A 26,786-nucleotide genomic window follows, 5' to 3' on the forward strand; every position below is an offset into this window, starting at 1 on the left:
TGGCGGTAATTCCCAACGGATAACGGAATTAGTGCATTGGGTGTTGAAAATTATCGCATTAAATTCTAATGCGTTGGCAATTGGTCAATATTTTTTAATTTCAGCCCATGATTTGGGCGTATCCGGATGTGAGTCTAGTTAGTTATTTGGCCATTTTTTTTGGCGTTTTGTACTTTATCTACCTGTTTCGGTTTTATAAAATCAACCAGAAGCTAAAGGTTAAAAAGCGCCAACTCGTTTTCAAGTTGGTCTTGAGGACGAGTTATTTTATACTTTTTCTGATTGCATTGTCGGGACCTTCGATCGGCACTTCCATGAAGGAGATCAAAGAGGAAGGAAAGGATATCTACCTTGCGGTGGATCTTTCGCAATCCATGAACGCCACCGATATTGGTCCGAGTAGATTGCAGCGGATTCGGTTTGAGTTGAAGAATCTGGTCAAGCAGTTTGCAGGAGATCGGATGGGCTTGATCATTTTCAGTTCCGAGGCCTTTTTGCAGTGTCCTTTGACCTTTGACCAAAATGTCCTTCAGCTTCATATCGACGGATTGAATACCGGCTTGGTTCCAAATCAAGGCACAGACCTTGCCGCACCGTTGGGATTGGCTTTGGATAAATTCAACAAGGAAACATCAAGCCAACCCAATTCGAAGTCCATTGTATTGATCTCGGACGGGGAGGATTTTGAAAAAAACTACGAAAGCATCATTCCCGATCTCAATGATCAAGGGATCAAGGTGTTTTCGCTTGGTGTTGGTACAAGTCAGGGAAGTACGATTCCCAGGGGTAATGGAAAAGTAATTGACAAAAATACCAATCAACCTGCGATTTCAAGGCTTGAAACAGAAAGCCTCAAATACGTGGCCACACAAACAGGCGGTGCGTACTTTGAACTCAGCGATGCAGTGCAGGAGATACCAGATTTGATCGCAGCTTTGGAAAGACAAGAAGGGACTTTGACAGGCACCCGCATGGTAGAGGCTTCTGCAAATAAGTATTTCTACTTCCTTTTGGTCGCATTGGCTTTGGCGATGATCGACCTGATGTTACCGCTAAAAACCATCAAACTCTAGGCACGTGTAAGGTATGATGAGCTTGACGATTAGAATCATTTTGGTTTCATTTCTGACAATGTTGTCGGACTGGTCGAGCGTGGGCAAGAAAAACGCCGCGATCCGCAGTGCGTCGAGAAGTTATGCCAAAGCCGAATACAAGGCTTCCATCGAGAACCATTTAAAATTGGTCAATGAGTTTGAATTGACAACGTCAGATGTCAATTTCAATCTGGCCTTGAGTTATCATTATGCGGATTCGCTGGACCTCGCGCAAAGGACTTACCAATCACTTTACAGCAGCCCTGACAAAACAATCGCATCTTTCTCATTCAACCAAGATGGAACCATTCTCGCAGGACAAAAGAAATACGAGGAAGCCCTCGACGCGTTCAAATGGTCGCTGATCCATATGCCAGAAAATGAGTCCGCCCGATACAATTATGAATTGCTGAGCAGGTGGCTCCAGCAAAATCCTGAGCAAAAAGACCAACCCAAAGAACAAGAACAGGAACAAAACGAGGAGGAGAAGAACGAGGAACAACAGCAACAGGATCAGCAGCAGCAAAACCAGGAAAAGAAAGACGGAGAGGGCGAAGAGGAAACCGAAGAAGATGAAGCTTCGGAATCTCAGAAGAAAGAAGATAAATCTGGCGAAAAAACCCAAGAGGAGAAGGAATCCGAGGAGGCAAGTGACATCGAAAGTGACCTGAGCGATCGGGAAAAAAGAATGGAACAACTCCGCGAGAAGCTCAAGGAAATGAACATTTCTCCAGAACAGGCCTCCCAAATCCTTGATGCCATGAATGCGGCGGAGCTTCGCTTTATTCAGCAAAACAAAAAGAAGCCTACCAAGCGACCGTCGAAGAATCTGCCGGAGTGGTAATGCTGTATCCAAATTGTTTCTCGTTTTAATGAAAAGACTTCAAGACATGGCGGAATATCTTTGGAAACAGCGCCTAAGTCTTCTGTCTCACATCTTGAGTCTAAAGTCTTCACAAAACCAAATATAAACCCATGAAAGAAGTATACATCATCTCCGCGGTCCGTACGCCGCTTGGAAGCTTTGGAGGAAAGTTATCTGGATTGACTGCCGTGGAACTCGGCAGCATCGCCATCAAAGGTGCCGTCAAAAAAGCAGGAGTCGATCCGAAAGAAGTACAGGAAGTCATGATGGGAAATGTGATTTCGGCCAATTTGGGCCAAGCCCCGGCAAGGCAGGCAGCTATTGGTGCGGGTATCGGCTACCATGTTCCCTGTACGACGATCAATAAAGTCTGTGCCTCAGGGATGAAAGCAGTGATGTTTGCTGCCCAATCCATCATGACAGGGCAAAATGACATTGTCGTAGCGGGTGGGATGGAAAGCATGTCCAATGTGCCATATTATGTGCCTAAAGCGAGATTTGGATACAAGTATGGCAATGCCGAGCTATTGGATGGCTTGGTAAAGGATGGGCTTTTCGAGGTGTATTACAAGTTCCCCATGGGTAACTGTGCCGACCATACTGCCAAGGAAATGAAAATCAGCCGTGAGGAACAAGATGCCTACGCCATCCAATCTTACACTCGTGCAGCCGAGGCTTGGAAAAAGGGCGCCTTCAAGGAAGAAGTTGTCTCTGTGGAAATCCAAGGAAGAAAGGGCGAAACGGTAGTGATCGATGAAGATGAAGAATTCAAAAACGTATTTTTCGATAAAATTCCCTCGCTCAAGCCAGTTTTCGAAAAAGACGGAACGGTGACAGCGGCAAACGCATCCACGATGAACGACGGTGCTTCCGCCTTGGTGTTGATGAGCAAAGAAAAAGCAGATACGCTTGGGCTCAAACCCATTGCCAAAATACTCGGTTTTGCGGATGCAGCCCAGGATCCGCTTTGGTTTACCACCGCGCCAGCTTTGGCTATTCCAAAAGCCATCAAGCATGCGGGAATTTCTGCAAAAGACGTGGATTTTTACGAAATCAACGAGGCATTCTCAGCAGTAGCGATTGCCAACCAACGGGAACTCGATATCGATCCTGAAAAGCTGAATGTCTATGGCGGTGCAGTGTCGTTGGGTCACCCACTTGGGGCTTCAGGTGCGAGAATCATCACCACGCTCAATTCCGTCCTGCATCAGGAGTCCGGAAAAATCGGTGTGGCAGGCATTTGCAACGGCGGAGGCGGTGCTTCTGCGATTGTGATTGAGAAGGTCTAATCAATGATCCAGAATTACAAAGGGGGATTGGAAACTTTCCCCCTTTTTTGTGGAATAAATTAGCTAAGCACCCTTTAAGGGTCTGGATTTTTTGTTTTTCAATTCTGGGAAACGGCGATCGATGCTTTCAGCTTCTATACAACTCCTTCAAATCCGCTTCGCAAAGATCAATCATCAGTTGCCCAACCTTGGCGCAGATATCGTCGAAATAACGTTTTCCCTTTCCTGCAGTTGATTTTTTCGGATTGCCAATACCCGTGTCTTCGGTGACCTGCGACCATTTGCGCTCCGTCCAAGCCCATTTCTCTCGGATTCCCGGAATGACGGATTTTTTCTCCCTTCCTTCCCCAGCTTCTTCTAGCGGCAAGACCAATTTCGGGTGCAGGTACATGATGAGACTGGTTTCCATTTCATCCGCATGGTCCCCGCCTTCTTCAAAATAGAGGCTTTTGTCCAAGGCTTGGTACCAGTTGCAGGTGACAAGGAGCATCCTTGGAAACATCAGCCCCAACTCCCGCAGCATGGTTTTGAAATCGTTGCCGCCGTGGCTGTTGAGGATCATAAATTTCCTCATACCCTGACGGTCGAGCACGGTCAGGATGTCCTTCAAAATGGCAAACTGCGTACTCGGGTTCATGTTGATATCCAGATAGATATCGCTTTGGCCTGTATTGACGCCAAACGGTATCGTCGGGAGGATGACGACTTTAGATCCCCTTTCCCAAGCAAACTTCCCTGCACCGGCGCCGATGGCATCTGCTTCAAAAACGTCCGTTCCGTAGGGCATGTGGTAATTGTGGGCCTCTGTGGCGCCCCAAGGCAGCACCGCCAAATCAAATCTTTCGTGTTGGAGTCTCTTCCAGTTGGTTTCGGCTAAAATATAGGGTCTCATGTTGTGTTTAATTTTTGGAGGAAGATAGGGTTTCGGTGGGTTTATGTCCACAAAAACAAAGATAATCGATAGAATTTTTGCTTGTCAATTTTGCCTGTCATGGTCTCCATATGTGTCATCTGTAACCAAACGAAGATTTTTTCTTGATTCAAGTATCCTCCTTCCACTTTTCAGCGATTTTTTTCCAATATTGAATCGTCAATCCACCAAACAAAAATTGCCAATATGGGTACCAATAGACGTACTTTTCTCAAACAATCCCTTGCATCCTCCTCTCTGTTGATATCTGCGGGCGTTCTGGAATCCTGCGCCAAACCCGTCGCGGAGGAGAAGCCCGCAGAGAAATTCAAACCACTCATCCTATCGACCTGGAACCACGGCATGCCTGCCAACGACCGGGCTTGGGAGGTTTTGAATGCTACTGGCAACCTGGTGGATGCAGTCGAAGAGGGTGTGAAAGTGACGGAATTGGATTTGGAAAACCTTTCCGTGGGACTACAGGGCTTACCGGACCGGGAGGGCATTGCCACCTTGGATGCCTCCATTATGGCAGGAGATGGTCGCTGCGGATCCGTGGCCTTTGTGCGACAGATCAAGCATCCGATATCTTTGGCGAGGAAAGTGATGGATTTGACTCCCCACGTGATGTTGGCGGGAGAAGGTGCCCGACAGTTTGCGATTGCCCAAGGTTTTCCGCTAGAGCCCGAGGTCCTAAGCCCAAAAGCCGCGGAGCTCTACCAAGAGTGGAAAGTGAAATCGGAATACAAGCCGGTTATCAACATCGAGAACCACGACACGATTGGTATGATCGCCCTTGGTCCGGATGGAAAACTGGCCGGGTCATGTACCACCAGCGGATTGGCATACAAAATGCACGGAAGGGTGGGCGATAGCCCTATCATAGGTGCAGGGCTTTACGTCGACGACGAGGTGGGCGCGGCTACGGCGACTGGATTGGGGGAATCCATTATTCGGATTTGCGGCAGTTTTCTGATTGTGGAGCTGATGCGACAGGGCAGAACTCCCCAGGAGGCCTGTGAAGAGGCCGTGAGACGGCTGATTGCAAAGAACTCAGCCAATATCAAGGATATCCAAGCCGGCTTTCTTGCCATCAATAAAGATGGCGAATTTGGTGCCTTTGCGGTGCACCCAGGATTTAATTTTGCGAGGCACCACCAAGGCGGAAAGGATTTGATTGACTCAAAAAGCAGCTTTACAAAAAATGGCTAAGGTATTGATTGAGGCACCCGTGTTCACCATAGAAGCGGCCATGCTTGCCGCAGAGTACGGCATTGATCGCTTGGAATTGTGTTCGGATTTTGCAGAAGGAGGAGAGACGCCAAGCGTGGGAGCGCTGGCTTTTTTGAAGGAGAAACTCGATATCCCGATTTTCGTGATGATCCGACCGCGTGGAGGGGATTTTGTCTATACCCCCGAGGAGCTTTATGTCATGAAAAAGGACATCGGCATACTCAAGTCACTCGGTGCAGATGGATTCGTGTTTGGTGTCCTGAAGTCCGACGGGCATGTGGACAAGGAAGCCTGCAAGTACCTACTTAAGGCTGCAGAACAATTGCCATGTACCTTTCACCGTGCTTTCGACATATGTAAAGACAAAGAAAAAGCCTTGGAGGATATCATCGATTGTGGGTTCAGGAGGATTTTGACTTCCGGTGGGGAAAATGAGGTCGGCGCAGGTACCCAAAATATTCTTCATTGGATGAATTTGGTCGAAGATCGAATCATCATCATGCCTGGGGGAGGTTTGAAACCCGAACATTTGCCAAACCTCAGCATAAACGGGGGACTAAAGGAAATACATGCCTCCTGCAAGTCCTTCCGGCCTTCCGAGTCTTCTTATAGACATCTGGCTGTCTCACTTTCCAAGGAACCCGATTCCTTTTACCAGGTCTTGAGTATTGACCAGAAAATCGTCAAACAGTTTAGGGACCAGTTGCCATGACGGAGAGGGAAAAGCTGCTTAGGGGTGAATACTACAATTCCCGCGACCCCGAGCTTATCGAGCTGTACCACCGCGCGAAGGAAATCCTACGCGAATGGTCGGCACTTTCCACACGGGACGGAGAAATGCGATTCGCCTTGCTCCAAAGCCTTTTTGGCAGTTTGGGAAAGGGTGTATGGATCGAAGGCCCGTTCTATTGTGATTATGGTAAACACATCAGCATCGGCGAAAACACATTTATCAATACTGGTGCGGTTCTTTTGGATTGTAACCGAATCGATATCGGAAAAAACGTACTGCTTGGACCCAACGTTCAGATTTATACTGCCACACACCCACTGTCGGCGAGCGAGAGGATCAAATCCAATCCCGCGCCAGACGAGGCAAGTTACCAAACGCGCGCTTTGCCTGTGAAGATCGGAGACAACACATGGATCGGGGGAAATGTCCTTGTCATGCCTGGCGTCTCTATCGGGAAAGGGGTAACAGTTGCCGCAGGGTCAGTGGTCACAAAGGATATACCGGATGATGTACTTGCGATGGGCGTTCCTGCCAAGGTGGTAAAGTCACTGTGAGGTAGATCCCCGCTCGTCATTTATTGTTTTTTTTAACTTTGATTTTATTTAAGATTTACATAATAATATTTTATTTTATGTCAATCTTGTCAGCCCGCACTCTTTTTGTGTTTTTTTCAGCAGTTATTGTTTGGGGATGCCAGAAATCCGACAGCACTGAAAAGGAAGGATTTGAACTTTTGTCCCAAATGGATCAGCCTTCGTTGGAATTGGATGGGAAGGCTTTGGCGGGAATTTACTGTGCGGCATGTCACATGTTTCCCGAACCGGAACTTATGGACCGAGAAACTTGGAAAAGTGGCGTTTTGCCCGATATGCGTCGGCGGTTGGGGCTTATCAACGAAGAGGATTTTGGCGTTGCGGTAGGGGAGGACAACGATGCTCCTCCGGGGATTTATGCCGCATCACCGCTGATTACCAGTGAGATTTGGGGAGAAATTCAGGATTATTATTTGACAAACGCGCCTGAGAAACTAACGGAAGGTAGTGTTTGGGAAACTGAGGTGAAGCAGACGGATTTGTTTGAAGTACAAATTCCGCAATTTCCCAACAAACGCCCGACGCTTACTACGTTGCTGAGGTTCAACCAAAAAGAAGGGAAAATCTATCTGGGCGATAGGTTGGGAAGTTTGATTAGAATCGATGCGAAGGGTTTCAATGTGCTGGATTCGATCCGTATTTCCTCTCCGGCATCGGACATTTCATTTTCAGATGGCGGATTCTACCTGTTGACTATGGGTGTGATGGATCCCTCCAACTTTTCGGTTGGCAATTTTTCTTTTTATGACCAAAGTTTGAAGGAAGAAAGGATTTTGGAAAACCTCACGCGTCCTGTTCACTTTTCGGGTGCGGATTTGAATGGAGATGGTAGCGAAGAATGGCTGATTAGTGGGTTTGGGAATCACGTAGGACAGCTTTCTATGTTTGAAAGAACCGAAAATGGTTATTTTGAAAAAAAACTGAACGCCCAGCCCGGTGCCCGCAAGACCGTGGTTTCGGACCTGGATGGCGACGGGCGTCTTGATGTACTCGCGCTGATGACCCAAGCAAAGGAAGGAGTATATGCCTATTTCAACCAAGGTGGCGGGAAGTTTTCTGAAAAAAAATGGCTTGAATTCCATCCTGCCTTTGGTTCTTCGGATTTTGAGTTTGTCGACATGAATGGAGATGGTCATCTCGACCTTGTCATTGTCAATGGTGACAATGCCGATTTATCTCCGGTCGAGAAGCCATACCACGGCGTCCGCGTGTTTTTGAATGACGGCAAATACAATTTCTCGGAAAACTACTTTTTCCCCATGAATGGGGCCTCAGGACTTGTCTTGGCGGATTTTGATGGTAATGGTAGACTGGATATCGCAGCCATATCTTATTTCCCGAAAATCGTTGAGGGATCGAGAAGGAATTTTATTCTGCTTCTCCAAGACAAGTCTGGTAAGTTTTCGCCTTTTGATTTTCCCCAAGTCGGCGAGTTGAGTTATTTGGTGATTGAAAAAGGAGATATAGATGCTGACGGCGATGTGGATTTGTTGCTGGGGAGCTTTGATTTCAAATCGACCTTTGCGCTTCCAAGTTGGCAATGGACACCATTTGTGTGGCTGGAAAATAAATCAATGAAATAAAAAAAGGTGATATAGTGATTTTAAGATAAAAAATTCCAAATTATTCCATTTTTGATTTTCTTTATTTTAAGTTTTTGAATTCATTTAATTTTTTCTTTGGATAAAGGTTATTTCTTTTTAAATTATTTGGGTACAAAACCCATAAAACCATGGTAAAGAGTTTCCAAGGGGTCCGCGAGGCTGAACCCCGCAATCAAACACAGCCTATCAGTGTGAGGGACCATATGACCACCAACCTAATTACTTTCAAGCCCGACGATACCATCGACAAGGTCCTGGTCACACTGGCATCCAAGAAAATCTCAGGGGCGCCCGTCCTCGACCATTCGGGCAAGTTGGTGGGGATTATTTCCGAGGTGGATTGCCTTTCTGTGGTAATCAAGGGCCAATACACCAACACCCCAAAATTCTCTGCTTTGGTTGAGGAAAAAATGACCAAGGATGTCATGACACTTTCCCCTGACATCACGATTTTTGATGCTGCCCAACTTTTTCTCGAGCACAAAATCCGTCGCTTTCCAGTCGTCAAGGACGGAAAATTATTGGGACAAATCAGTCTCAGCGACATTATCCGTGTGTTTACCCAACTGAAGACAACTACTTGGTGAGATTATCGGATTTATGAAATGACCTTTTGGTTTGCCCAGAAGGCCATTTTTTTTGACAAAAAGCGGCAAATTTGGCAAATGGGCAAATTCATTCTTTCCATGGTTTTTGGATTGTTTCTTTCAGGCCATTCCTTGGCCCAGCAAAGGACACTGACCTTGCTGACCTTCAATATCTACCACGGAGAAAACCCCTATCATGCGGGTGAATCGAACCTCGCCGAAGTGGCTGCCCTGATCCAAAAATACCAACCTGACTTTGTGGCACTGCAGGAAGTAGACAGTATGACGGTACGGTCCGCGTCAAGCCAAGGCGGGAGGAAGGTGGACTTAGCAGCAGAGTTGGCCGAGTTGACAGGAATGCAGGGGTACTTTGCCAAAGCCATTGATTTTTCGCAAGGCGGATACGGAGAATCGATATTGAGCAAATGGCCAGTTGAGTTTTCGACAATTCCCCTTCCGACCCCTATGGGCGGGGAAGGCAGAAGTTTGGCGTTGGCCAATGTAAAAATGTCTGACGGAAAGGAGTTCATCTTTGCCGGTACCCACCTTTGCCACGAGTTTGAAGCCAACCGAAATGCCCAAACGGAAGAAATCATCCGGCAACTCATCAGACACGGATTATCCGTGGTGCTTGCGGGAGATTTTAATTTTGAGCCAAATGAGCGGGCCTATGGGATTTTGTCCAAGGATTTTTTGGATGCAGCGCTTTTGGTAAATACAAGTCCAGCCGCGACCTATCCCGCCGAAGCGCCAACATCAAGGATTGACTATTTCTGGATATCGCAGGACTTACGTGGAACAGTGATTTCAATCGAAGTTTTGGATGTGGACTTTTCCGATCATCGACCTATTCTGATGAAGCTTAAGATGGATTAGGATTCAATTCCTAGATTCTTGTTTTATAGTAAACAAATTCTTCAATGGTTCTCTGGCCGTTTTGGGTTAGCGCCAACCGCAGCACCATCTTGTCCCCTTCGCGGTGAAAGGTTAATCCGTTGAAGTACGCAGTTTGGCCTTCAGCCTTGATGAACTTAAACTCGGTCCATTTTTCCTTTTCCTCCCATCCGCTGAGGTCCCGGTTGAAGTGCTTCAGTTTGAGATAGAGGCGACCGTTTTCTTCGACGATGTTCATGAATTCCGTAAAAATGACTTTGCCATCCATCGAAAACCTGAAGGTGCCAATCATGTTATTGTCCACCGCGGGTAGCCAAAGTTCATCACATTCACCGCCAAGACCCGTTCCTTTCCAGTAGCCGACTATCCAAGAAAGCGATTCCAAAGTGCCAAGATTGGCATCCTCGGCTTTTTCCAGATTTAAAACCTCCTGTGCGGAGACATGCTGAAAAAATAGGCAAACAAGGCTAAGGGCAAGGAAATAGGTTTTCATAATGCTGTGGTTCAACCTCCAAAATAGCCAATAAATCTGTATTTTCAGACGATCAAACAAATTGAAAACATGAAGAAATTCACCTGGCTTTCCCTTGCTATGGGCACCTGTCTTTTGATAAACTCCTGCAAACCAAGCAATACCGCCGAGATTGTAAACCTGGAATGGCGGCAATTATTCAACGGCAAGGACATGGACGATTGGACAATCAAGATTGCCAAACATGAAGTGGGGGAAAATTTCGCGAATACCTTTCGGATTGAGGAAGGACTGCTCAAAGTGAGGTACGATGGCTACGAAGATTTTGATCAACAATATGGTCACATCTATTTCAATGAGCCATTTTCCCATTATATCCTTTCGGTCGAGTATCGCTTTGTAGGCGAACAGGCGCCGGGAGGTGAGGACTGGGCGCTGCGCAATTCCGGCGCGATGCTGCATTGCCAAGATCCAAAGACAATTCTGAAGGACCAGGATTTCCCAATTTGTGTCGAAGGACAGTTTTTGGGCGGCGATGGCACCAATCCAAGAACCACCAGCAACCTTTGTACTCCTGGGACGAATGTGGTGATGGGAGGGGAGTTGTTTACGCCTCATTGCGTGAACTCCAATTCAAAGACCTACCATGGAGACCAATGGGTCAAGGCGCAGTTTCTCGTTTTGGGGGATTCGGTCATTCACCACATTTTGGAAGGCGAGTCTGTGATCACTTACTATTCTCCCCAAATTGGTGGAGGAAACGTGGCCAATTTTGATCCTAAAATCAAGATCGATGGGAAAAAGTTGGATTCAGGTTATATCAGCCTTCAAAGCGAAAGTCACCCCATCGATTTCAGAAAAGTGGAATTGTTTGATTTGGCTCCTGTTGCAAACAGCAGGGGAAAATTGGACGAAGTACTGGCGAAAATAGGTTTTGGCAATTTCGTTTCCAGCAAAAAATAATCCTGCCTGAAAAAGCAAGCTACCAAAGAAGTGCGCTCTTCCAGACAGGAATAGATTTTGGATTACCCTAGGTGTTTTCTGAAGAATGCAATCGTCCTTCCCCAAGCCAAATCCGCCGCAGTTTTGTCGTACCTAGGCGTTGAATGGTTGTGGAAACCATGGTTAACGCCTGGATAGAAGTGCACTTCATAGGTTTTGTTGTTGGCCTTGAGTGCGGCTTCCCATGCTGGCCAGCCTTCATTGACCCGGGTATCAAGTTCCGCAAAATGCAATTGGATGGGAGCTTGTACGGTTTTGGCTTCTTCTGCGCTTGGTTGTCCTCCATAAAATGGTACCGCAGCCTTTAGATCCGGAACGCGCACTGCCATCATGTTGGAAATCCACCCGCCAAAGCAGAACCCAACGACACCAACCTTTCCATTGCATTCTGGATGGTTTTGAAGTACTCCCACGGCAGCAATAAAATCCTCCAGCATCTCGTTGCGATCTCGTTTTGCCTGCAGGGTACGGCCCTCGTCATCGTTGCCTGGGTAGCCACCAAAAGGTGTTAAGGCGTCGGGAGCCAAGGCGATAAATCCATCCAGCGCAGCTTGGTGGGCTGTGTCTTCGATATAGGGATTGAGTCCGCGGTTTTCGTGTACGACCACGATTCCAGGCAATTTACCCTTTCTATCAGCCGGTTTGCTAAGTAAGGCTTTCATTTTGCCGGCACCTTTCGGAGAATCGTATTCGATATACTCGGATGCCAAGCGGTCATCATCCAGCGAAAAGCGCTTGGCTTCGGCGTAGTTTGGCAACAAAAAAGCCATGATCGCCGCAACGGTCAAACCGCCTACTGCAAATGCGGACAGGCCGTCCATAAATTCGCGACGGCTCATTTTGCCATGGACATAGTAATCATACATGTCAAATACTTCTTGGCTCAGGTCTTCTTTTTTGATGGGTTCCATATATGGGTTTTTTCGGTCTAAATGATCTCCTATAACTAGGGAAGCTAATCATAATTTCCCCGAGAATTAGAACCGATCATGGATAAATGGTTTAAACCGTACATAAAAAAACCTTGATAGCCGCCGGAGCGCTATCAAGGTCAAAGTTAAATATTCAGATTTCATGGTCTTTTCCCGCTATAAGAGCAGGATTGAACTATCTAAGCGACTTTGAAGTGGCATTAACCTACTATTGATTCACGATCGATATGTTTCCCGACGTGATGCTTCCTCGGATATCTTTTGATGCACCGTTGTCAATGGTAAGGCTTTTCCCACCTCTAGACTCGCCCACAGTGATGTTGCCGGAAGTTGCATTGAGGCGATAGTTGAAATCCCTAAGGTTAGAAGGGGTTTGGATTTTGAAGTTGCCTGAAGTTCCGCTTATGCTGGTGTTGGCACCCAGGCCGGCGTTATTTGCTGTGATGTTGCCGGAGGTTACTTTGAGTTCGCCGAGCTCACCGATGTCCTCGAGTTTTGCATTTCCTGATGTCAGGCTAATATTGACCAACCCGGCAATTTGGGAGGCATTGACGCCGCCACTACCGCAGCTATAGGCAAGGTTGCCTTTGAGGTTGGTGAAAGACGCTGAACCGGATCCGACGTTTCCTTTCACGTTGCCCTCAATGCCTGAAAGCTTGATGGATCCGGAGCCAGCATTCACGTTGACATTGCCTTGGATATTGGTTCCCATCACACTTCCGGAGCCTACCGAAAGGTTGGTTTCCGAGGATTTCACGTTTTCGGCACTGACCGAACCTGAGCCTCCTTTTAGATCAAGACTCACATTTTCAGGGCCTTTCATTTTGATGTGGCCTTTTGTACGGTTGTTGTTCCAATTGCTGGTTGTCACTTTGTGGGTGATTTTTAGGACGTCACCAACCGTCACGAAAATGATGTCTTGGTTGGGGTTATTGGATTCCAGAAAGGCATTGACCGACACCTCGCCGGCTGATGGGGAACCGATGTATTCTACCTCGAGAGAACCTCCAGAAACTTCGATTTTTTTGATTCCGGTAAAGGATCGATTGACATCGACGATGGTTTGCAACTGGGCAAATGCTTGGATCGGACCCAATAGCAATGCAATCGCCAAAAGGAGTGGTTGGAATTTTGTAACAGTTTTCATAGTGATTGGAAAGTTAAATAATGATACCGAAGCTCAGGGCGTTTACCCTGGGGCCTTTATTTTGTTGGAAGAATTCGTTTAAGTCATAGTTGATGTAGAAGTCCACTTCGCCGATTCCGATCTCCGAACGGAGACCGTAGCGAAAATCATTGGCAAACATATTTCCCATCTGAAACTCCTTGGCACGGTTGCCGTTGGGATCGCGGTAGACGAATTTGCCGCGTCCACCCAGTCTCATACCTGCATAGCCACCTATTCCGAAGCGGAAATTTTTACTTGAGGTTCTGATGGTCGGTACGAGTGTTAGGTTTGCGTATGAAGCAGAAATTTTGCTTCGAATGCCGGTCTGGCTTGGATGTTCTTCGAAGTAGACCCCATCGGCATCTCGAAGCGCTTGGAGGTTTCTGTCTTCAAACTTGAAATTATACCAACTAACGCCCAGCGTGGTTTTCAGGAAGAAATTCTTCGAGGGGTAATAGGAATGAAACGCGTTGATCGCAGGATTCCAACTCCCCCAAGGTTTCACGGCAGGTGCGGGGTCAGTGTCAACCCATTGGTTGATACCGATGTCAAAGGTAAGTCCGCCATCGCTTTTTGGGTATTTTTTGAAGTTTTTCGATTTATCCGACTCTTTTTCGATGTCGGTAAATTCCCATACGGAGTTTCCTTCCGCGTTTTTACTGATCGTTACGTCTGTGCCAAAGATTCGAAAGTGTTTCGATTCCTGGTCGGTAGTGTCAGCAATTGACAGTCCCCGGGCAATACCCAGGGAAGCTGTCAAAAACATCAAAAGTGTTGTTGTGGTAAGTTTCATAGTTGGTTTGTAGAATCATTTTAAAATACAATTCCGATGGCGATGGGATTCAACTCAGGCCCTTTGCCGTCCTGAAATAGTTGGTTGAAATCGTATGTCGCATACAAGTTGATCCTGCCAAATCCGACTTCTCCACGCATACCGTATCTGAAGTTGTTCAAGAAGATGCCTGTATTTGCATGTTCTTTTCTCCTGCTTCCTCCTTCCAATGGTCGGTATACATATTTGCTTGTGCCGCCCAATCGGTAGCCCGCATAGGGTCCGAGTGCAACTCTGAGTCCCCTACGTCCGGCATCGTTCATTTTTCCAAAATCAAGCCTGAAGAGAGACATACCGGTTAGGTACGAGGCGGAAATCTTGCTCTTGAATCCAGCAACATCAGTCCTTTGCACAAATTCAATTCCATCCTCACCCCTGACCGCTTGGAAATCACGGTTCTCGAACTTGAAGTTGTACCATTGGAAGCCTAACCCGAAGTCCCAGTTGAAGCCTTTGCTGATACGTTGGCTGGCCATAAAGTTGAGGCCGACGTTCCAGCTTCCCCATCCTCTGACAGCATAGGGCTGTGTGGTTTTTGGAAACTGGCCATTTTGGTCAAGGTAGTTGTTTAAGCCCAAGTCTAGGTTGAAGTAGGTGCGGAATGGAGGATCCTGCTTTTTTCTGGTGCCGGTTTCTACACGCACCTTGGTATCGGGATTGCTTTCGTCCACAAGAATCCTGATGCCAGCGACATTGACCTCCGTGATCGGCCCGTCTTCGTATACTTTGACGACTTCTTTGGAGCCTTTGGCGCTGTCAACCGTGACAATGACGGATTCGCCTGTTTTTTCATCCACTTGCAGATTGAGTTCCTGGATGATTTGATTGACGTTCATGCCCTTGAGTCGCTCAAAATCCTCTTTGTTGTCAACGACCAAAAAGATCTTTCCTGACTTGCCGAATTCGACAATGATAGTGTCCTGAGGAGCCGTGAATTCCTTTTCGGTGAATCCAAACGCAGCCTGCACCAGGCCCAGCAAGCAAAATAAAATGAAGTATTTTTTCATGGTTGGTTTAAGTTTTTATTTTGGACTTTTTTCTTTTTTGGCGGCATTGATGTCAAACAGATTGTCTTTTGCATCCTGCAGGTCTGCGAAGCCTTGTTCCATTTTGCTGATCAATCCACCGATTTTTTCTACTTTGTTTTCTATTCCTGCAATCAGATTTTGTTTTTGGGGTTCCTCTTTGATCCCATAGGACTTGATGATTACCCGGTAAGCAGGTGCTTCTTCCTCCTCCATTGCCGGGATGTTTTCTGCCACTGCCTCGTCCATTTTCAGTTCAGGAAGCTCGATTTCGGGTACGGAAATGGTAATTTCTTCGGGATGTGTGGGTGTCACTTCAGCGAGCAATTCATTCTTGTTTTCCATAACCTTTTTGGCGGTCTTTGTCGAGGATTTTACTTGGTCTTGATCCGTCGATTTTGAAGCAGGAGCTAAGACATTTGATTCAGATTCTGTTGCTGGTTTCAAAGAATCTTCAGATTCTTGATTTGTCTCTGGAGCGATTTTTTCCTGTACCAAAGCCGTTGTATCGATATTTTCCACCTCGGTATCCTTGACAAGACTCATAATCATATATCCGAAGCCAAGCAAAAGCAGCCCCACTGCCGCGACCCTTAGCCAAGGGAATGCGGCCTTTTTTTGCTGCTGGGATAGCTGGCTGTCCAGTCTTTCCCAAGCCAATTTGGAGGGCTTTACCTCGTGGGACGAGAGCCTGTCCCGGAAGTATTGGTCCATATTTTTGTCGGTGCTAGCCATTGATTCTCCTTTCTTTGAGTTGCTGTTTGGTGATTTTATCTTTAAGCACGTTTCTTGCCCGGTTGAGTTGGGACTTGGAAGTCGATTCTGTGATGCCGAGTAATTCAGCGATTTCGGCATGCGAATAGCCTTCGATCGCATAAAGGTTGAACACAGTCCGGTATCCCACCGGCAGGTCCCTCACCAGTTCCATCAGGTCATCTACTTCCAAATGCTGAAGCTCGTAGGTGGACTCCGAAACTTCGAGCACATTGTCCATATTGACTTCCATGGCGAGGTTTCGATTGTTTCTCAGCGTCAGAAGCGACTGTGTCACGAAGATTCTTTTCATCCATCCTTCGAAGCTTCCCTTTGCTTCGAACTGAGGCAATTTTTCAAAGATCTTCATAAAGCCTTCGATCATCACATCTTCCGCCAGATCCCTGTCTTTGACATACCGGAGGCAGATTGCGAAAAACTTCCCCGAGTAGGTCTCATACAAGTGCTGCTGGGCTTTTCTTTCCCCCCGCAGGCAAGCTTGTACGATGTCCGTTTCAGTTGTAAAAGTTTTTCGAAATAACATGTTGGTTGGCTTTCAAATAGGTAGATACAGGTCTTTGGAAATTGGTTGCAAGGGTATGTGAAAAAAAGTTAAATATTTTTTTGGCATCCGTGTTTGGGAACAGGAAGGTAGGGATTTCAGTCGAAAAAAGCGGTTCCCGGGAGGCATTGTCCGGATGAATTGCCTTAGTTTCACCAAATAAAATTCTGATATTATTTGAAAAAGTCAAATAGCATGGAACAATGTGCCTTGAGTCACATTTATTCTATTTTTGGAGTTTAATAATTGCCAAATGAAGTTCCAATTTATAGCCATCAGTTTCGTACTATTTGTTTCCATAACTTCGGAATCAATGGCTCAAGGTGACTTTCAGACTTGGCTCACCTACAATAACCAAACACGGCTTTCCCAAAAATGGGGCTACACCTTTGACTTGAATTATCGGACGAGGGGATTTTTTCCATTCCAGTCAAACCTGGCGGCTGCGCGGGGAGGACTTATTTATTTTTTAAATGAAGAATGGAGGCTTTCCGGAGGCTATGCTTGGTTTGGGACCTATGTCAGGCAAATTGACAATGAATGGTTTCATGAGCATAGACTCTGGCAACAGGTTCTCTGGCAAAAAAGAAACTCGCGGTATATATTCTCCAATAGGATCAGGCTGGAAGAACGATTTCGAGAGTTTGAGGATTTCTTCCGAAAAAGTGCGCAAGGTTCATTTTTTACGATGCGATATAGGTACATGTTCCAAGTGCAGGGGCTTGTCATTCCTTCAGCAAAGCCAAATGGTTTCCAATTGAGTTGGCAGGCGGCGAATGAGATTATGTTCCAAACGGGGGACTTGACAGGAGGAAGGGCTTTCAACCAAAACCGTACCTTGGCTGGATTGATCTTGTCGCCCAACCGTCAAATGGATTTGGCAATTCTTTATCAGTATATTTTCCAATACCAGCCTGCCATCTCAGAAATCGAGGACATTCAGTCGGTGAGATTGACTTTTTTGCACCAGCTGGACTTTAGGTAACCTTCGGGTAATATTGACAAGTTTTCGAAATCTTAGATTGGTTTTCCCAGAAAATGGTGTGTAACTTCCCACGTTGCCTTATGCTGATCTGCATTGATTTAGAATCAGTCGCTCGGCAATCGCTTTTCAATCTTTATTGTATGGTCGGTTACGATATGGTTAGAGATTCTTTGGAAATGAGGAGAAAACCCGGTTGGCTAATCACCGGATTCATCGTCGTGCAGGTGGTTTTGTTGGCTTTTGCTACTTCAAATGTCAGTGGACAAACGGTTTCAACGGAACAGGCTTCCGAGGAACTTGCCGAGAGTGAGTTGAATGGGTATCCAGTCACCGGGGTGTTGGGAGATACGATTGTCTACGTATTCACGAGGACAGGAGCCACCCAACCGAAAGAAAGGGCCCGCCTAATCAGTGAGAGGATCCGAACACTGTTTGAATTGGATATTTTCAATAAGGATTCCGTTATTTTGCATGAAGATGAAGGTGCATTTGACATTGTTTATCAGGATAAAATCATCGTCCATCTTACTGAGAAGGAAGCGAAATTTCAGGAGAAGGGTTTAGAGAGTTTTGCCCTGGAAGCACGGAATGCGATAGCCGAGTCCATCGCTGATGCGAGAGATACGTTTTCGCTCAAAAGAGTGCTTACGCGGATTGCCTATGGTGTCTTGGGGTTGTTGACGCTTAGCGTAGTTGTTTGGCTCGTTGGAAGAGGATTCAGAAAACTGCTGGCCTACATTGAGGCGAAGAAGGAAAAGCTGCTCAAGAACCTTACCTACAAGGATTATACTTTTCTGACCGCAGAACAAGAGATGCGTGGAATAGTCTTTCTGCTAAACGCCTTGAAATGGGTGGTCATCATCGTCATTGTATACTTTGCCCTTTCATTGATTTTCAGCATTTTTCCTTTGACAAGGTCCTGGGCAAATCTACTGCTGGACTATGTACGTAAGCCTGTGATTTCCATTTTGATCGCGGTAAAGGATTTTTTGCCAAATCTGTTCGCGATTATCGTGATTGCGCTGGTCATGCGGTATTTTATCAAGTTCATCAAGTATATTTTCAAGGAGATTGATGCTGAAAAACTCAAAATCCCTGATTTTCACGCCGATTGGGCGATGCCGACCTATGGAATCGTCAGGGTGCTGCTCTATGCATTTACGCTCGTATTGATATTTCCCTACCTACCGGGATCCGATTCGAATGTCTTTCGTGGAGTTTCGGTTTTTATTGGCTTGCTGATTTCCCTGGGGTCTTCTTCTGCGATTTCAAACATGGTGGCAGGATTGGTGATCACCTATATGCGGCCTTTCAAGATTGGCGACAGGATCAAGATCGGGGAAATTTCAGGGACGGTGATCGAAAAAACACTTTTGGTTACAAGGTTGCAAACGATCAAAAACGAGGAAATCACCATACCCAATTCAACCTTGCTGAGCAGCAATACCATGAATTATTCGGCGATGGCCCAAAAGGAAGGATTGCTAATACACACCACCGTCACTATTGGATATGACGTGCCGTGGCGCACCATGCACCAAACACTTATGGCTGCTGCCAAAAAAACCTCGGGCATCAAAGAAAGCCCTGAACCCTTTGTACTTCAAACTGCTTTGGAGGATTTTTATGTGGCCTACCAAATCAACGCCTATACCAATGACGCGAGAAAGATGGTGCTCATACTTTCCGAACTCCATCAGAATATCCAAGATGAATGCAATGCCAGAGGAATTGAAATCATGTCTCCGCATTATCGCGCGATGCGGGATGGGAACAACACGACCATTCCCACGGATTACCTAGATCAGGATTACAAGGCTCCGGCATTTCAAGTGCAGGTAAAAAAGGATCCCGAACCTTAATTTTCAATAATCTTATTTCCCCGATTTGCATTTTCTGACATTTTGAGAAGCAGAAATTTTGGGTGCTTTTTTTGGTGTTTCCTAATTTTATTCCATTGAAAGTCAATCAATCCACTTTGGATTTTGATGCGGTATTGGTTGATGTGTGGTAGATAATCAGGTGGCTTCCTAGTTTGCCTTTTATGGAAGCTTAGGTATCAAAAATTATCCGAATTTTCCCAATTAATTCCTTCTCGACATGGAGACGCAAAATCCGTCAAAGCCAATCGTAGGCTTCAGTACCATCCGGCCAACTTTTGACCAAAAGCCGCAGGAAACAGCCTTGTTTGCCGAACTCAGGGAGAAAGTCGAAGCAGAAATCGCCCGTATCCCAAAGCTTGAGTGGCAACTCTACCTCAAAGCGATCCTGTTTCCGGTGGTCTATTTTGGAATCTACTTTTTTGCAATTTCGGTTTCTTCATTTTGGCAGTTTTTAGGTTTGTATGCCATTCTTGGATGGATGGTGGTATTGATTTTTCTCAACCTACTGCATGAATCTGCCCATGACAATGTATTCCCTTGGAAGTGGATGAACAGTTTGTATCTCCATTTTTTTGACCTTATCGGGGCAAATAGCTACCTATGGAAGTTGCGTCATGTCGTGTTTCACCACAATTTCCCCAATGTCATGGGCTGGGATCCGGATATTGAAAAGTCTGACTTCCTCAAAGTCCATCCCGAAGACCAGCAAAAACGCATCAAAAAGAACAAGACTTGGATCTTTTTCCTTTACCCGTTTTTCCTGCTCAATTGGTTCCTTTTCCGTGATTTCAAGGATTATTTTAACAGATCGACGATTGTTCGCAAACTTGGCTCCATACCAACCAAGGAGTACGTTAAGCTTTTCCTTTTCAAATTTGCATTCGTTGGGTATATGGTCTTGATTCCAAGATGGGTGACAGGGTTCACTTGGGGACAGCTATTGTTAGCTTTCTTGGTGTTTTTCCTCGTGGCGGGAAGCCACGCGCTGCTCGTGCTATTGCCACCTCACGTCAACACCAACAACGATTTTGCCACAACCAACTCAAACGGAAAGCTTCCGTACAGTTGGTTTGTACATCAGTTGGCGACCACCAATGATGTCGATGGCCGCAATTGGTATTTCAAGTTTGTCATGGGCAATTTCAATTGCCACATTGCCCACCACCTATTTCCCAAGATCAGTTACCTTTACGCCGATAAGCTGACGGATATCATTCGGGATTTTTGTAGGGAAAAAAACCTACCCTACAAGTCAATTTCGCTTGGTTCTGCTTTAAGGGACCATTTTGTGCTGATCAAGAACAACGGGAAGCTGGTGGATATCTGGGACGAGGATATGTAGGTGAAAAGGCGAACTTTGGGAGTGAAATTCGGATTTGGGAAACTCGTTTTTTGGTGGACATCCAGAAGTTGCCCATTTATTTCCCGGATTAGGCGGATTCCAGACACTTCCTTTCATCAAATAATTTTTTTCATTCTCCATTTTTCCTTGCCCAGTTCATTAAATTCGGAATCTTGACGGATGAATATCCGAAACAGATTTCGTTATGCCAATTGATACCAATCGATACCAAGACGCCATCATTGATTTGGCAAGACAACTTATTCGTATCCAAAGCTATTCCAGCCAAGAGGGGCCGATTATCAGGTTTCTCGAGCAAAAAATGATTGAACTGGGCTTTGATAGCGTGAAGCTTGACGCGATGGGAAACCTGGTGGGAACAATGGGAGAAGGCTCAAAATCCATTCTTTTTGACGCACATGTGGATACGGTCGAGGTCCCGGATGAGAAGGATTGGGAATATCCTCCCTTCGAAGGAATCGTAGCGAATGGACGGTTGCACGGCCGGGGGGCAGTCGATATGAAGTCTTCGGTGGCGGCTTCCCTATATGCAGCTGTCGCAGCCAAGCATGCAGGTAAACTTGAGGGTAAGAAAGTCATGGTTTCCTGTACGGTCAACGAGGAAGATTGTGATGGGGAAAACCTCAAATTTCTTTTCAATTCGTTGGGAATACAGCCAGATTTTGTGGTCATCTGTGAGCCGTCCGGCAATCAAATTGCCTTGGGACACAAGGGAAAGGCGCAGATCAAGATCCGCACCGAGGGAAAGTCCGCGCACGGTTCCGCCCCTGAAAAGGGCGTCAATGCGGTCTATGAAATGGCGGAAATCATCCAGAAGGTGGAATCCAAGAACTTTGCGCTAGCTAGGCTCGAAAAGGATGGTTTCAAGCCAACCTTGGTACTTTCCCGGATAAGTTCCGAAGCTGCCTCCCTCAACGCCGTGCCGTTTTCCTGTGAGATTTACCTCGATCGAAGGACGGTGCCGGGAGAAACGGAAGCCATGATTCGGGAGGAAATGGATACCCTGGTATCGGGGAAAAACGCTTCATGGGAACCCGGCGTACTGAAACGGAAAAGTTGGACTGGCACCGATATCCACTATGTGCCGATACATTCCGCTTGGAAAATAGCAGAGGATGCCTACTTGACATTAAAATGTGTGGAGGCATTCCGTGATACTTTCGGGCAAAATCCCGTGCGGTTTGAGTTTTGGGATTTCAGTACCAATGCAGTCACGCCAGTGACCATGGGTATACCTACTATTGGTTTTGGGCCGGGTGACTACAAAATGGCGCATATGCGGGACGAATCCATCGAGGTTTCCCAAATCCAGGACGCTTGTGCTTTTTATGCTAATTTGATTGCACTGATATAAATTTTCCGAGATGAAAATCGAGTATTTTAGAACGGACGCCGAAAATCCACAATTCCAGGAATTGGTCAAGTTACTGGATGCGGGTTTGGCTGTGACGGATGGGGAGGACCATGCTTTTTATGACCAGTTCAACAAATTGGATGGGATAAAATATGTGATCCTGGCCAAAATCGGGGTGGAAGCCGTGGGCTGCGGGGCAATCAAACGGTTTGATGCCGAGAGTATGGAGGTAAAGCGGATGTTTGTATTGCCTTCGAATCGAGGGAAAGGAATTGCAAAAGGGATTTTGCGGGAATTGGAGAATTGGGCGTTGGAACTTGGTTTCAAACGTTGTGTACTGGAGACCGGCAAAAGGCAAACCGAAGCGATTGCGTTGTATTTCAGTTCTGGTTATCGTGTTATTCCCAACTACGGGCAATACATCGGCATGGACAACAGTGTTTGTTTTGAAAAGCAACTCTGAAACATTTGAAATACCAGCCAGAAACCTGAAGCCTGGTTAGCTTTTTTTTTGAGTAGTTTTGTACCCAATTATTTGAATTGATTACCGATATTTAGAAAAACTCATTTTTATGAACAGGTCTTTTTTGCTACTTGGATTGCTGATGGTGCTCGGATTGACAGCAAACGCACAATTCGGAATCAGGGCTGGATTCCAATCCGCGCAGACCAACAACGATGGAAATCAAATCCAAGGATCCTTGCCCGGATGGTACGTTGGGGCATTTACCGAAGACAAATTGGGCGTTACAGGGACTCTCCATTGGCATTCCGGATTGGAGTACCTGCAGGCAGGGCATCGACAGGATGATTTGAATTTTAGGAAAATCAACTATTTGGCGGTTCCCTTGGGTTTGAAAATCTCGATTTTGAAATTGGCCTTCCTGCAAGGCGGTATTTCTCCAAGTTTTAAGGTCGGTGAGAAATATGAGGTCGCCGGGGCGAATGCCCTTACGCAATCCAATAAGACCTCTGTTTTTGATTTGCCGTTTCACGTGGGTGCGGGGATCAAAGTGTTGATTTTTGACATAGAAGCCCGCTACAACCACGGCCTCATCAATGTGAACGGCGGAAACCGAAACAGATATCTGCAATTGGGTGCGGCACTTCGTTTTTGATGAACGGACTCAAATCCCGTCAAACAACACGAAGCTTTCCAAATAATCTGGAATAATCGGATGCCAATCCAGCTCGTGTTTGAGCTTGAAAGCCAGCACTTCTGAGGCATTTTTTTCCCCGTGGACCAAGAAAGTAATCTTCGGCCTAGAGGTGAATCCTGCAGCCCATTCCATCAGTTCGTCTTGGTCAGCGTGTGCGGAGAGACCTTCGATATAGTAGGTTTTTGCCTTTACGGGGACTTCCACTCCGTACATACGGGATGTGGCTTCACCGTCCAGTATTCTTCTTCCCCTTGTCCCTTCAGCCTGATAGCCCACGAAGATGATGCTGTCGTGCTCGTTGGGGAGGCGATGATACAAATGGTGCAAAATCCTACCGCCGGTCGCCATGCCGCTCGCGGAAATGATGATGGCGTTGCTGCGGATTTCGTTGAGCGAAATTGAAGCTTCCTGTGTTTGATAATAATGCAGGTTGGGGTGATGAAAGGGATTATGCTCTTCCTCTTCTTCGAAAAGTGGTCCCAAGCGATGGTAAGACATGAACTGCTTATACAACTTTGTCACGTCGATCGCCATCGGACTGTCCACGTAGATCGGCACGTTTGGAATTTTGCCTTTGTGCAGCAGCAAATGCAAGTAAAAGAGAATCATCTGTGTCCGGCCCACCGCAAATGCAGGAATCACTGCCACGCCACCGTTACGCATTGTCTCACGAATTGCCCTTCCCAATTCATCCTCAGGGTGAAGCGTGGGTTGCTTCCGGTCGCCATAGGTGGACTCCATCAGGAGGATATCAGCAAAGGGTATTCTCGCTGGCGGATTGAATATAGGATCTTGGAATCTCCCCAGATCCCCCGAAAAGACAATCTTTTTTTCCTGGTTTTTGCCTTTGACCTTAATTTTCAAAATCGCCGCACCGAGAATATGTCCCGCATTGAAAAAGGTGAAAGTGACGCCATGCACCAGCTGGGTTGGGGCCTCCATCTCCACAGGTTCGAGCAGGTTAAAAACCTTCTCTGCATCTCCGACTGTGTACAATGGTTGCGGCTTTGCATGTCGGGAATAGCCTTTGCGCTGCGCGTATTCGGCTTCTTCCTCCTGTAGCTTGGCGCTGTCCTTGAGCAATATTTTGGTGAGGTCCAAAGTTGGGTAGGTGCAGTAGATCCTTCCTGAAAAACCCTCTTTCACCAATTTTGGCAAATAACCGGTGTGGTCAATATGCGCGTGCGTCAAAATAACCGCATGTATCTCAGCGGGATCGATCGGGAATTCATCCCAGTTTCTCAATCTCAATTCCTTTAGACCCTGGAACAGGCCACAATCCACAAGGAATTTTTGATGGTCGATTTCCAAAAGATACCTCGAGCCTGTGACGGATTTTGCACCGCCCAAAAATTTAATTTGTACTTGCATTGGTTTTTGGGTTATATGCTAAAGATAGGGCATATCCGAAACGATTCCTTGCCGTACACAAAAAAAGCAGGACGCTTCTCTGCGCCCTGCTAGGTGGTTAGTGGTTGCTGTGTTTAAGTTATTTGGTAATCAATTGGTTCTACTTTCAGTACCTATCGGAACATATTGTGAGGTGGCTTCTTGTTGGAAATTGTCGCGACCCCGAGTTTACTTTTTCATGAAGTAGGAATCGGCAAACTTGGCTCTGGAAATGCTATCAGCTTCTGTTTTCTTGTTGGCGTCGTTGCAGGTAAGGCAGAGCATGCCATTTTCGTTGAAAACCCAGTGGTTTCTTGAGCTCACGTCCCGAGTCTTGTAGCCATTTTTATGGATTGTGTTTTCGAGGATTGGCAAGATGGACTTGTCCATAACAAAGGGTTTGTCATAAGGAATTTCCAACACCAAATCCAATTCTTGTACCCTGAATTTGTCGAGCGAGCCTAGGTTGATCGAGCGGTTAAAAGTCAGTACCGAATCCGCGATCGTGTAGTCATATTGGATGGATTCGGCGGATTGCATCGCATCAGTGCGTGATTTTCCTCTTGCCTTGAAGTCCTGTACCAAAATCGGAAGTGGATTGTCCGTTCCTTCCAATTGCAGGCTTACTTCATCATACAGCCCATCGATTTCATTGTTCGAAACTGATTTCAATACCAAGGTGCCTGCCCCGATTTCCAAGGTTTTTTCCACTGTATGTGTGCCTTCGGTTTTGAAGTTGTTTACAGCTCTCGGGATTTGTACTGCGCAAATCGCGATACTCAGAAGCCACAGACCCAAGGCGACAAGTCCAAACCGGGCATCGATGATACTTCGCTTGACGAGGACGGAGATTCCCAACAAGAGTATGATGATCCCAGGAATGAAGATGGCAACAGTCACTGCAATTGCCAGCCACACTGGTATGATTTCATTGATCCAGGCGGCAGGAATGTCATTGATGATAAAGGGCGCATCTCCACCTACCGGAACGATTCCAAGATATACACCAAGCAAGGCCAATGGCGCTATTGTAATCGAAACTCCGATCAAGAAAATGATCAGTCCGAAGAACACACGGATCACGGAAAGCAGGAATTTACCCAAGGGTCCCAAAGCCTCCCCGAGCGCATTGATCACCTTGCCGAGGAACCTGAATGGTGCCAAAAGGATTTTTCTGCCCTGGCTTTCTTCTTTGGGTGGAAGCGGATTCAGGTTTTCTTTGATGGTGGTTTCGATATTGTCCAGCGTAATGGCGCCACCTTTCATCTCGATTCGCTCGGTAATGGATTTGGCGACAGGCGTGATGATCCAGAGAATGATGTAGATCACCAATCCTGCACCGCCGGCAAACATCAGCCCGATGAACAAGAGACGCATCCAAATCACCTCTATGCCGAAGTAGGCTGCCAATCCGCTGGCAACACCGCCAAGGGTCTTGTCATCGGGGTTTCTGTAGAGCTTCTTGATGTTTTTATCCTCTGGTTCGTCGTAGGATACAGGCAAAATAATCCACATCACGATGTAGGCTATTATAGCCCAAATCCCCAGGGAGAGGCTGAAATCGAAGTTCCATGGCAAGAAATCCCATCCGGGCTTTCCGAGTCTGAGGTTGCCGCTGAAGAGCAAGAGGATTGCAATCAATCGTGTCCAAAGCGGATCGATCGAGAAGTAGTTGGCCAAGCCAGCACAAACGCCACCAAGGATCTTCCGGCTTTCCAGACGGGTCAGTTTCTTGTAGCCCTTGATATCCTGATGGGGAGTGATGTGTTTGTAATAATCCTGTTCTTGGGCGCTTTCTTCTTTGGAGGTTTCCTTTTCTTCCTCCGCCATGTCCTCCTCCAAAGCCTTGAAATCAGCAATGGTACCCATCTTTTCGATCAGGCTGTTGACATTGTCGGCGGTGATGACCTGTTTGTTGTTTTTGAGGTTGCTCAGGAAGATCTCGGCGATACGGTTTTCAATATCGGAAATGATTTCTTGGTTGTCCTGGTAATGCGAGAAATGCTTGCTGATCGCCTCCAGGTACTTTTTGAGTGTCGCGTAACCGTCCTCTTCAATGTGAAAAAGGATGCCGCTGATGTTGATGCTTATTGTCTTTTTCATG

Annotated in this window: 26 protein-coding genes; 16 read left to right on the plus strand and 10 right to left on the minus strand. The window is 46.5% G+C overall.

The window, feature by feature from the left end; translation table 11 throughout:
* The first annotated feature begins 107 nt into the window (after positions 1-107).
* From L0U89_RS10285 to L0U89_RS10295, 3 genes are all read left to right on the plus strand, one after another.
* Positions 108-1,073 carry a vWA domain-containing protein gene (locus L0U89_RS10285; protein WP_234861446.1) on the plus strand — a complete coding sequence of 322 codons (966 nt, stop codon included), beginning with the start codon at positions 108-110 and terminating at the stop codon, positions 1,071-1,073.
* A gap of 16 nt (positions 1,074-1,089) precedes the next feature.
* The gene (locus L0U89_RS10290) at positions 1,090-1,938 is read left to right on the plus strand and encodes a hypothetical protein (protein WP_234861447.1); all 849 of its coding nucleotides are present in this window, start codon (positions 1,090-1,092) and stop codon (positions 1,936-1,938) included.
* A gap of 131 nt (positions 1,939-2,069) precedes the next feature.
* Positions 2,070-3,248, plus strand: coding sequence for an acetyl-CoA C-acyltransferase (locus L0U89_RS10295; protein WP_234861448.1), 1,179 nt, complete (start codon positions 2,070-2,072; stop codon positions 3,246-3,248).
* 127 nt (positions 3,249-3,375) lie between these two features.
* Here L0U89_RS10295 and L0U89_RS10300 read toward each other — a convergent pair whose 3' ends face one another.
* Positions 3,376-4,140: a creatininase family protein gene (locus L0U89_RS10300; protein ID WP_008623622.1), complete on the minus strand. Its 765-nt coding sequence runs from the start codon at positions 4,138-4,140 to the stop codon at positions 3,376-3,378.
* 225 nt (positions 4,141-4,365) lie between these two features.
* Between L0U89_RS10300 and L0U89_RS10305 the strand changes: the two genes are divergently transcribed.
* The 6 genes from L0U89_RS10305 (at position 4,366) to L0U89_RS10330 (ending at position 9,784) form a co-directional block, all read left to right on the plus strand.
* Complete coding sequence (locus L0U89_RS10305) at positions 4,366-5,370, plus strand: isoaspartyl peptidase/L-asparaginase family protein (RefSeq protein WP_234861449.1); 1,005 nt, start codon at positions 4,366-4,368, stop codon at positions 5,368-5,370.
* Entirely contained in the window at positions 5,363-6,103 is a 741-nt protein-coding gene (locus tag L0U89_RS10310) for a copper homeostasis protein CutC (RefSeq protein WP_234861450.1), read from the plus strand. Before L0U89_RS10305 ends, L0U89_RS10310 begins: the two co-directional genes overlap by 8 nt.
* Complete coding sequence (locus L0U89_RS10315; protein WP_234861451.1) at positions 6,100-6,678, plus strand: sugar O-acetyltransferase; 579 nt, start codon at positions 6,100-6,102, stop codon at positions 6,676-6,678. Before L0U89_RS10310 ends, L0U89_RS10315 begins: the two co-directional genes overlap by 4 nt.
* 188 nt (positions 6,679-6,866) lie before the next feature.
* Positions 6,867-8,300 (plus strand): FG-GAP repeat domain-containing protein, encoded by a 1,434-nt coding sequence (locus L0U89_RS10320; protein ID WP_234861452.1) that lies wholly within the window; start codon positions 6,867-6,869, stop codon positions 8,298-8,300.
* Between the two features lie 149 nt (positions 8,301-8,449).
* Positions 8,450-8,908 (plus strand): CBS domain-containing protein, encoded by a 459-nt coding sequence (locus L0U89_RS10325; RefSeq protein WP_234861453.1) that lies wholly within the window; start codon positions 8,450-8,452, stop codon positions 8,906-8,908.
* 78 nt (positions 8,909-8,986) lie between these two features.
* The gene (locus tag L0U89_RS10330; RefSeq protein WP_234861454.1) at positions 8,987-9,784 is read left to right on the plus strand and encodes an endonuclease/exonuclease/phosphatase family protein; all 798 of its coding nucleotides are present in this window, start codon (positions 8,987-8,989) and stop codon (positions 9,782-9,784) included.
* 10 nt (positions 9,785-9,794) lie between these two features.
* Here L0U89_RS10330 and L0U89_RS10335 read toward each other — a convergent pair whose 3' ends face one another.
* On the minus strand, positions 9,795-10,295 hold the full coding sequence (locus L0U89_RS10335) for a DUF6265 family protein (RefSeq protein WP_234861455.1): 501 nt from the start codon (positions 10,293-10,295) through the stop codon (positions 9,795-9,797).
* Between the two features lie 69 nt (positions 10,296-10,364).
* Here L0U89_RS10335 and L0U89_RS10340 point away from each other — a divergent pair, with 69 nt between their 5' ends.
* The gene (locus L0U89_RS10340) at positions 10,365-11,237 is read left to right on the plus strand and encodes a 3-keto-disaccharide hydrolase (RefSeq protein ID WP_234861456.1); all 873 of its coding nucleotides are present in this window, start codon (positions 10,365-10,367) and stop codon (positions 11,235-11,237) included.
* Between the two features lie 62 nt (positions 11,238-11,299).
* Here L0U89_RS10340 and L0U89_RS10345 read toward each other — a convergent pair whose 3' ends face one another.
* The 6 genes from L0U89_RS10345 to L0U89_RS10370 all read right to left on the minus strand — a co-directional run bounded on the left by L0U89_RS10345 (position 11,300) and on the right by L0U89_RS10370 (position 16,530).
* The gene (locus L0U89_RS10345; RefSeq protein ID WP_234861457.1) at positions 11,300-12,187 is read right to left on the minus strand and encodes a dienelactone hydrolase family protein; all 888 of its coding nucleotides are present in this window, start codon (positions 12,185-12,187) and stop codon (positions 11,300-11,302) included.
* A 229-nt stretch (positions 12,188-12,416) separates the two neighbouring features.
* The gene (locus L0U89_RS10350; protein WP_008623637.1) at positions 12,417-13,355 is read right to left on the minus strand and encodes a DUF4097 family beta strand repeat-containing protein; all 939 of its coding nucleotides are present in this window, start codon (positions 13,353-13,355) and stop codon (positions 12,417-12,419) included.
* Between the two features lie 13 nt (positions 13,356-13,368).
* A complete protein-coding gene (locus L0U89_RS10355; protein WP_234861458.1) occupies positions 13,369-14,169 on the minus strand; it encodes a hypothetical protein in 801 nt (266 codons plus the stop codon).
* A gap of 20 nt (positions 14,170-14,189) precedes the next feature.
* Positions 14,190-15,215, minus strand: coding sequence for an outer membrane beta-barrel protein (locus L0U89_RS10360; protein WP_234861459.1), 1,026 nt, complete (start codon positions 15,213-15,215; stop codon positions 14,190-14,192).
* Between the two features lie 15 nt (positions 15,216-15,230).
* Positions 15,231-15,947 carry a hypothetical protein gene (locus L0U89_RS10365; RefSeq protein WP_234861460.1) on the minus strand — a complete coding sequence of 239 codons (717 nt, stop codon included), beginning with the start codon at positions 15,945-15,947 and terminating at the stop codon, positions 15,231-15,233.
* A 13-nt stretch (positions 15,948-15,960) separates the two neighbouring features.
* Positions 15,961-16,530 (minus strand): RNA polymerase sigma factor, encoded by a 570-nt coding sequence (locus tag L0U89_RS10370; RefSeq protein ID WP_234861461.1) that lies wholly within the window; start codon positions 16,528-16,530, stop codon positions 15,961-15,963.
* A 331-nt stretch (positions 16,531-16,861) separates the two neighbouring features.
* Between L0U89_RS10370 and L0U89_RS10375 the strand changes: the two genes are divergently transcribed.
* The 6 genes from L0U89_RS10375 (at position 16,862) to L0U89_RS10400 (ending at position 23,251) form a co-directional block, all read left to right on the plus strand.
* Complete coding sequence (locus L0U89_RS10375) at positions 16,862-17,533, plus strand: DUF2490 domain-containing protein (protein WP_234861462.1); 672 nt, start codon at positions 16,862-16,864, stop codon at positions 17,531-17,533.
* A gap of 176 nt (positions 17,534-17,709) precedes the next feature.
* On the plus strand, positions 17,710-19,395 hold the full coding sequence (locus L0U89_RS10380; RefSeq protein ID WP_234861463.1) for a mechanosensitive ion channel family protein: 1,686 nt from the start codon (positions 17,710-17,712) through the stop codon (positions 19,393-19,395).
* 238 nt (positions 19,396-19,633) lie between these two features.
* Positions 19,634-20,758, plus strand: coding sequence for a fatty acid desaturase family protein (locus tag L0U89_RS10385; RefSeq protein WP_234861464.1), 1,125 nt, complete (start codon positions 19,634-19,636; stop codon positions 20,756-20,758).
* A 205-nt stretch (positions 20,759-20,963) separates the two neighbouring features.
* Positions 20,964-22,133 (plus strand): YgeY family selenium metabolism-linked hydrolase, encoded by a 1,170-nt coding sequence (locus tag L0U89_RS10390; protein ID WP_234861465.1) that lies wholly within the window; start codon positions 20,964-20,966, stop codon positions 22,131-22,133.
* A 10-nt stretch (positions 22,134-22,143) separates the two neighbouring features.
* Positions 22,144-22,596, plus strand: coding sequence for a GNAT family N-acetyltransferase (locus L0U89_RS10395; protein WP_234861466.1), 453 nt, complete (start codon positions 22,144-22,146; stop codon positions 22,594-22,596).
* Between the two features lie 109 nt (positions 22,597-22,705).
* The gene (locus L0U89_RS10400) at positions 22,706-23,251 is read left to right on the plus strand and encodes an outer membrane beta-barrel protein (protein WP_234861467.1); all 546 of its coding nucleotides are present in this window, start codon (positions 22,706-22,708) and stop codon (positions 23,249-23,251) included.
* Between the two features lie 9 nt (positions 23,252-23,260).
* On the opposite strand, the gene L0U89_RS10405 is transcribed toward L0U89_RS10400, so the two are convergent.
* Together L0U89_RS10405 and L0U89_RS10410 are read right to left on the minus strand one after the other, a co-directional pair.
* Positions 23,261-24,664: an MBL fold metallo-hydrolase RNA specificity domain-containing protein gene (locus L0U89_RS10405; RefSeq protein WP_234861468.1), complete on the minus strand. Its 1,404-nt coding sequence runs from the start codon at positions 24,662-24,664 to the stop codon at positions 23,261-23,263.
* A 207-nt stretch (positions 24,665-24,871) separates the two neighbouring features.
* Positions 24,872-26,785 carry a PspC domain-containing protein gene (locus L0U89_RS10410; RefSeq protein WP_234861469.1) on the minus strand — a complete coding sequence of 638 codons (1,914 nt, stop codon included), beginning with the start codon at positions 26,783-26,785 and terminating at the stop codon, positions 24,872-24,874.
* Position 26,786: the final 1 nt, after the last annotated feature.

It is taken from the genome of Mariniradius sediminis (assembly GCF_021491425.1).
Lineage (GTDB): Bacteria > Bacteroidota > Bacteroidia > Cytophagales > Cyclobacteriaceae > Mariniradius > Mariniradius saccharolyticus.

Excerpts from the sequence above, each read along its gene's own strand:
- L0U89_RS10285 (WP_234861446.1), top strand. The coding sequence starts at position 108 with ATGATTTGGGCGTATCCGGATGTGAGTCTAGTTAGTTATTTGGCCATT.
- L0U89_RS10290 (WP_234861447.1), top strand. The coding sequence starts at position 1,090 with ATGAGCTTGACGATTAGAATCATTTTGGTTTCATTTCTGACAATGTTG.
- L0U89_RS10295 (WP_234861448.1), top strand. The coding sequence starts at position 2,070 with ATGAAAGAAGTATACATCATCTCCGCGGTCCGTACGCCGCTTGGAAGC.
- L0U89_RS10300 (WP_008623622.1), bottom strand. The coding sequence starts at position 4,140 with ATGAGACCCTATATTTTAGCCGAAACCAACTGGAAGAGACTCCAACAC.
- L0U89_RS10305 (WP_234861449.1), top strand. The coding sequence starts at position 4,366 with ATGGGTACCAATAGACGTACTTTTCTCAAACAATCCCTTGCATCCTCC.
- L0U89_RS10310 (WP_234861450.1), top strand. The coding sequence starts at position 5,363 with ATGGCTAAGGTATTGATTGAGGCACCCGTGTTCACCATAGAAGCGGCC.
- L0U89_RS10315 (WP_234861451.1), top strand. The coding sequence starts at position 6,100 with ATGACGGAGAGGGAAAAGCTGCTTAGGGGTGAATACTACAATTCCCGC.
- L0U89_RS10320 (WP_234861452.1), top strand. The coding sequence starts at position 6,867 with ATGGATCAGCCTTCGTTGGAATTGGATGGGAAGGCTTTGGCGGGAATT.
- L0U89_RS10325 (WP_234861453.1), top strand. The coding sequence starts at position 8,450 with ATGGTAAAGAGTTTCCAAGGGGTCCGCGAGGCTGAACCCCGCAATCAA.
- L0U89_RS10330 (WP_234861454.1), top strand. The coding sequence starts at position 8,987 with ATGGGCAAATTCATTCTTTCCATGGTTTTTGGATTGTTTCTTTCAGGC.
- L0U89_RS10335 (WP_234861455.1), bottom strand. The coding sequence starts at position 10,295 with ATGAAAACCTATTTCCTTGCCCTTAGCCTTGTTTGCCTATTTTTTCAG.
- L0U89_RS10340 (WP_234861456.1), top strand. The coding sequence starts at position 10,365 with ATGAAGAAATTCACCTGGCTTTCCCTTGCTATGGGCACCTGTCTTTTG.
- L0U89_RS10345 (WP_234861457.1), bottom strand. The coding sequence starts at position 12,187 with ATGGAACCCATCAAAAAAGAAGACCTGAGCCAAGAAGTATTTGACATG.
- L0U89_RS10350 (WP_008623637.1), bottom strand. The coding sequence starts at position 13,355 with ATGAAAACTGTTACAAAATTCCAACCACTCCTTTTGGCGATTGCATTG.
- L0U89_RS10355 (WP_234861458.1), bottom strand. The coding sequence starts at position 14,169 with ATGAAACTTACCACAACAACACTTTTGATGTTTTTGACAGCTTCCCTG.
- L0U89_RS10360 (WP_234861459.1), bottom strand. The coding sequence starts at position 15,215 with ATGAAAAAATACTTCATTTTATTTTGCTTGCTGGGCCTGGTGCAGGCT.
- L0U89_RS10365 (WP_234861460.1), bottom strand. The coding sequence starts at position 15,947 with ATGGACCAATACTTCCGGGACAGGCTCTCGTCCCACGAGGTAAAGCCC.
- L0U89_RS10370 (WP_234861461.1), bottom strand. The coding sequence starts at position 16,530 with ATGTTATTTCGAAAAACTTTTACAACTGAAACGGACATCGTACAAGCT.
- L0U89_RS10375 (WP_234861462.1), top strand. The coding sequence starts at position 16,862 with ATGGCTCAAGGTGACTTTCAGACTTGGCTCACCTACAATAACCAAACA.
- L0U89_RS10380 (WP_234861463.1), top strand. The coding sequence starts at position 17,710 with ATGAGGAGAAAACCCGGTTGGCTAATCACCGGATTCATCGTCGTGCAG.
- L0U89_RS10385 (WP_234861464.1), top strand. The coding sequence starts at position 19,634 with ATGGAGACGCAAAATCCGTCAAAGCCAATCGTAGGCTTCAGTACCATC.
- L0U89_RS10390 (WP_234861465.1), top strand. The coding sequence starts at position 20,964 with ATGCCAATTGATACCAATCGATACCAAGACGCCATCATTGATTTGGCA.
- L0U89_RS10395 (WP_234861466.1), top strand. The coding sequence starts at position 22,144 with ATGAAAATCGAGTATTTTAGAACGGACGCCGAAAATCCACAATTCCAG.
- L0U89_RS10400 (WP_234861467.1), top strand. The coding sequence starts at position 22,706 with ATGAACAGGTCTTTTTTGCTACTTGGATTGCTGATGGTGCTCGGATTG.
- L0U89_RS10405 (WP_234861468.1), bottom strand. The coding sequence starts at position 24,664 with ATGCAAGTACAAATTAAATTTTTGGGCGGTGCAAAATCCGTCACAGGC.
- L0U89_RS10410 (WP_234861469.1), bottom strand. The coding sequence starts at position 26,785 with ATGAAAAAGACAATAAGCATCAACATCAGCGGCATCCTTTTTCACATT.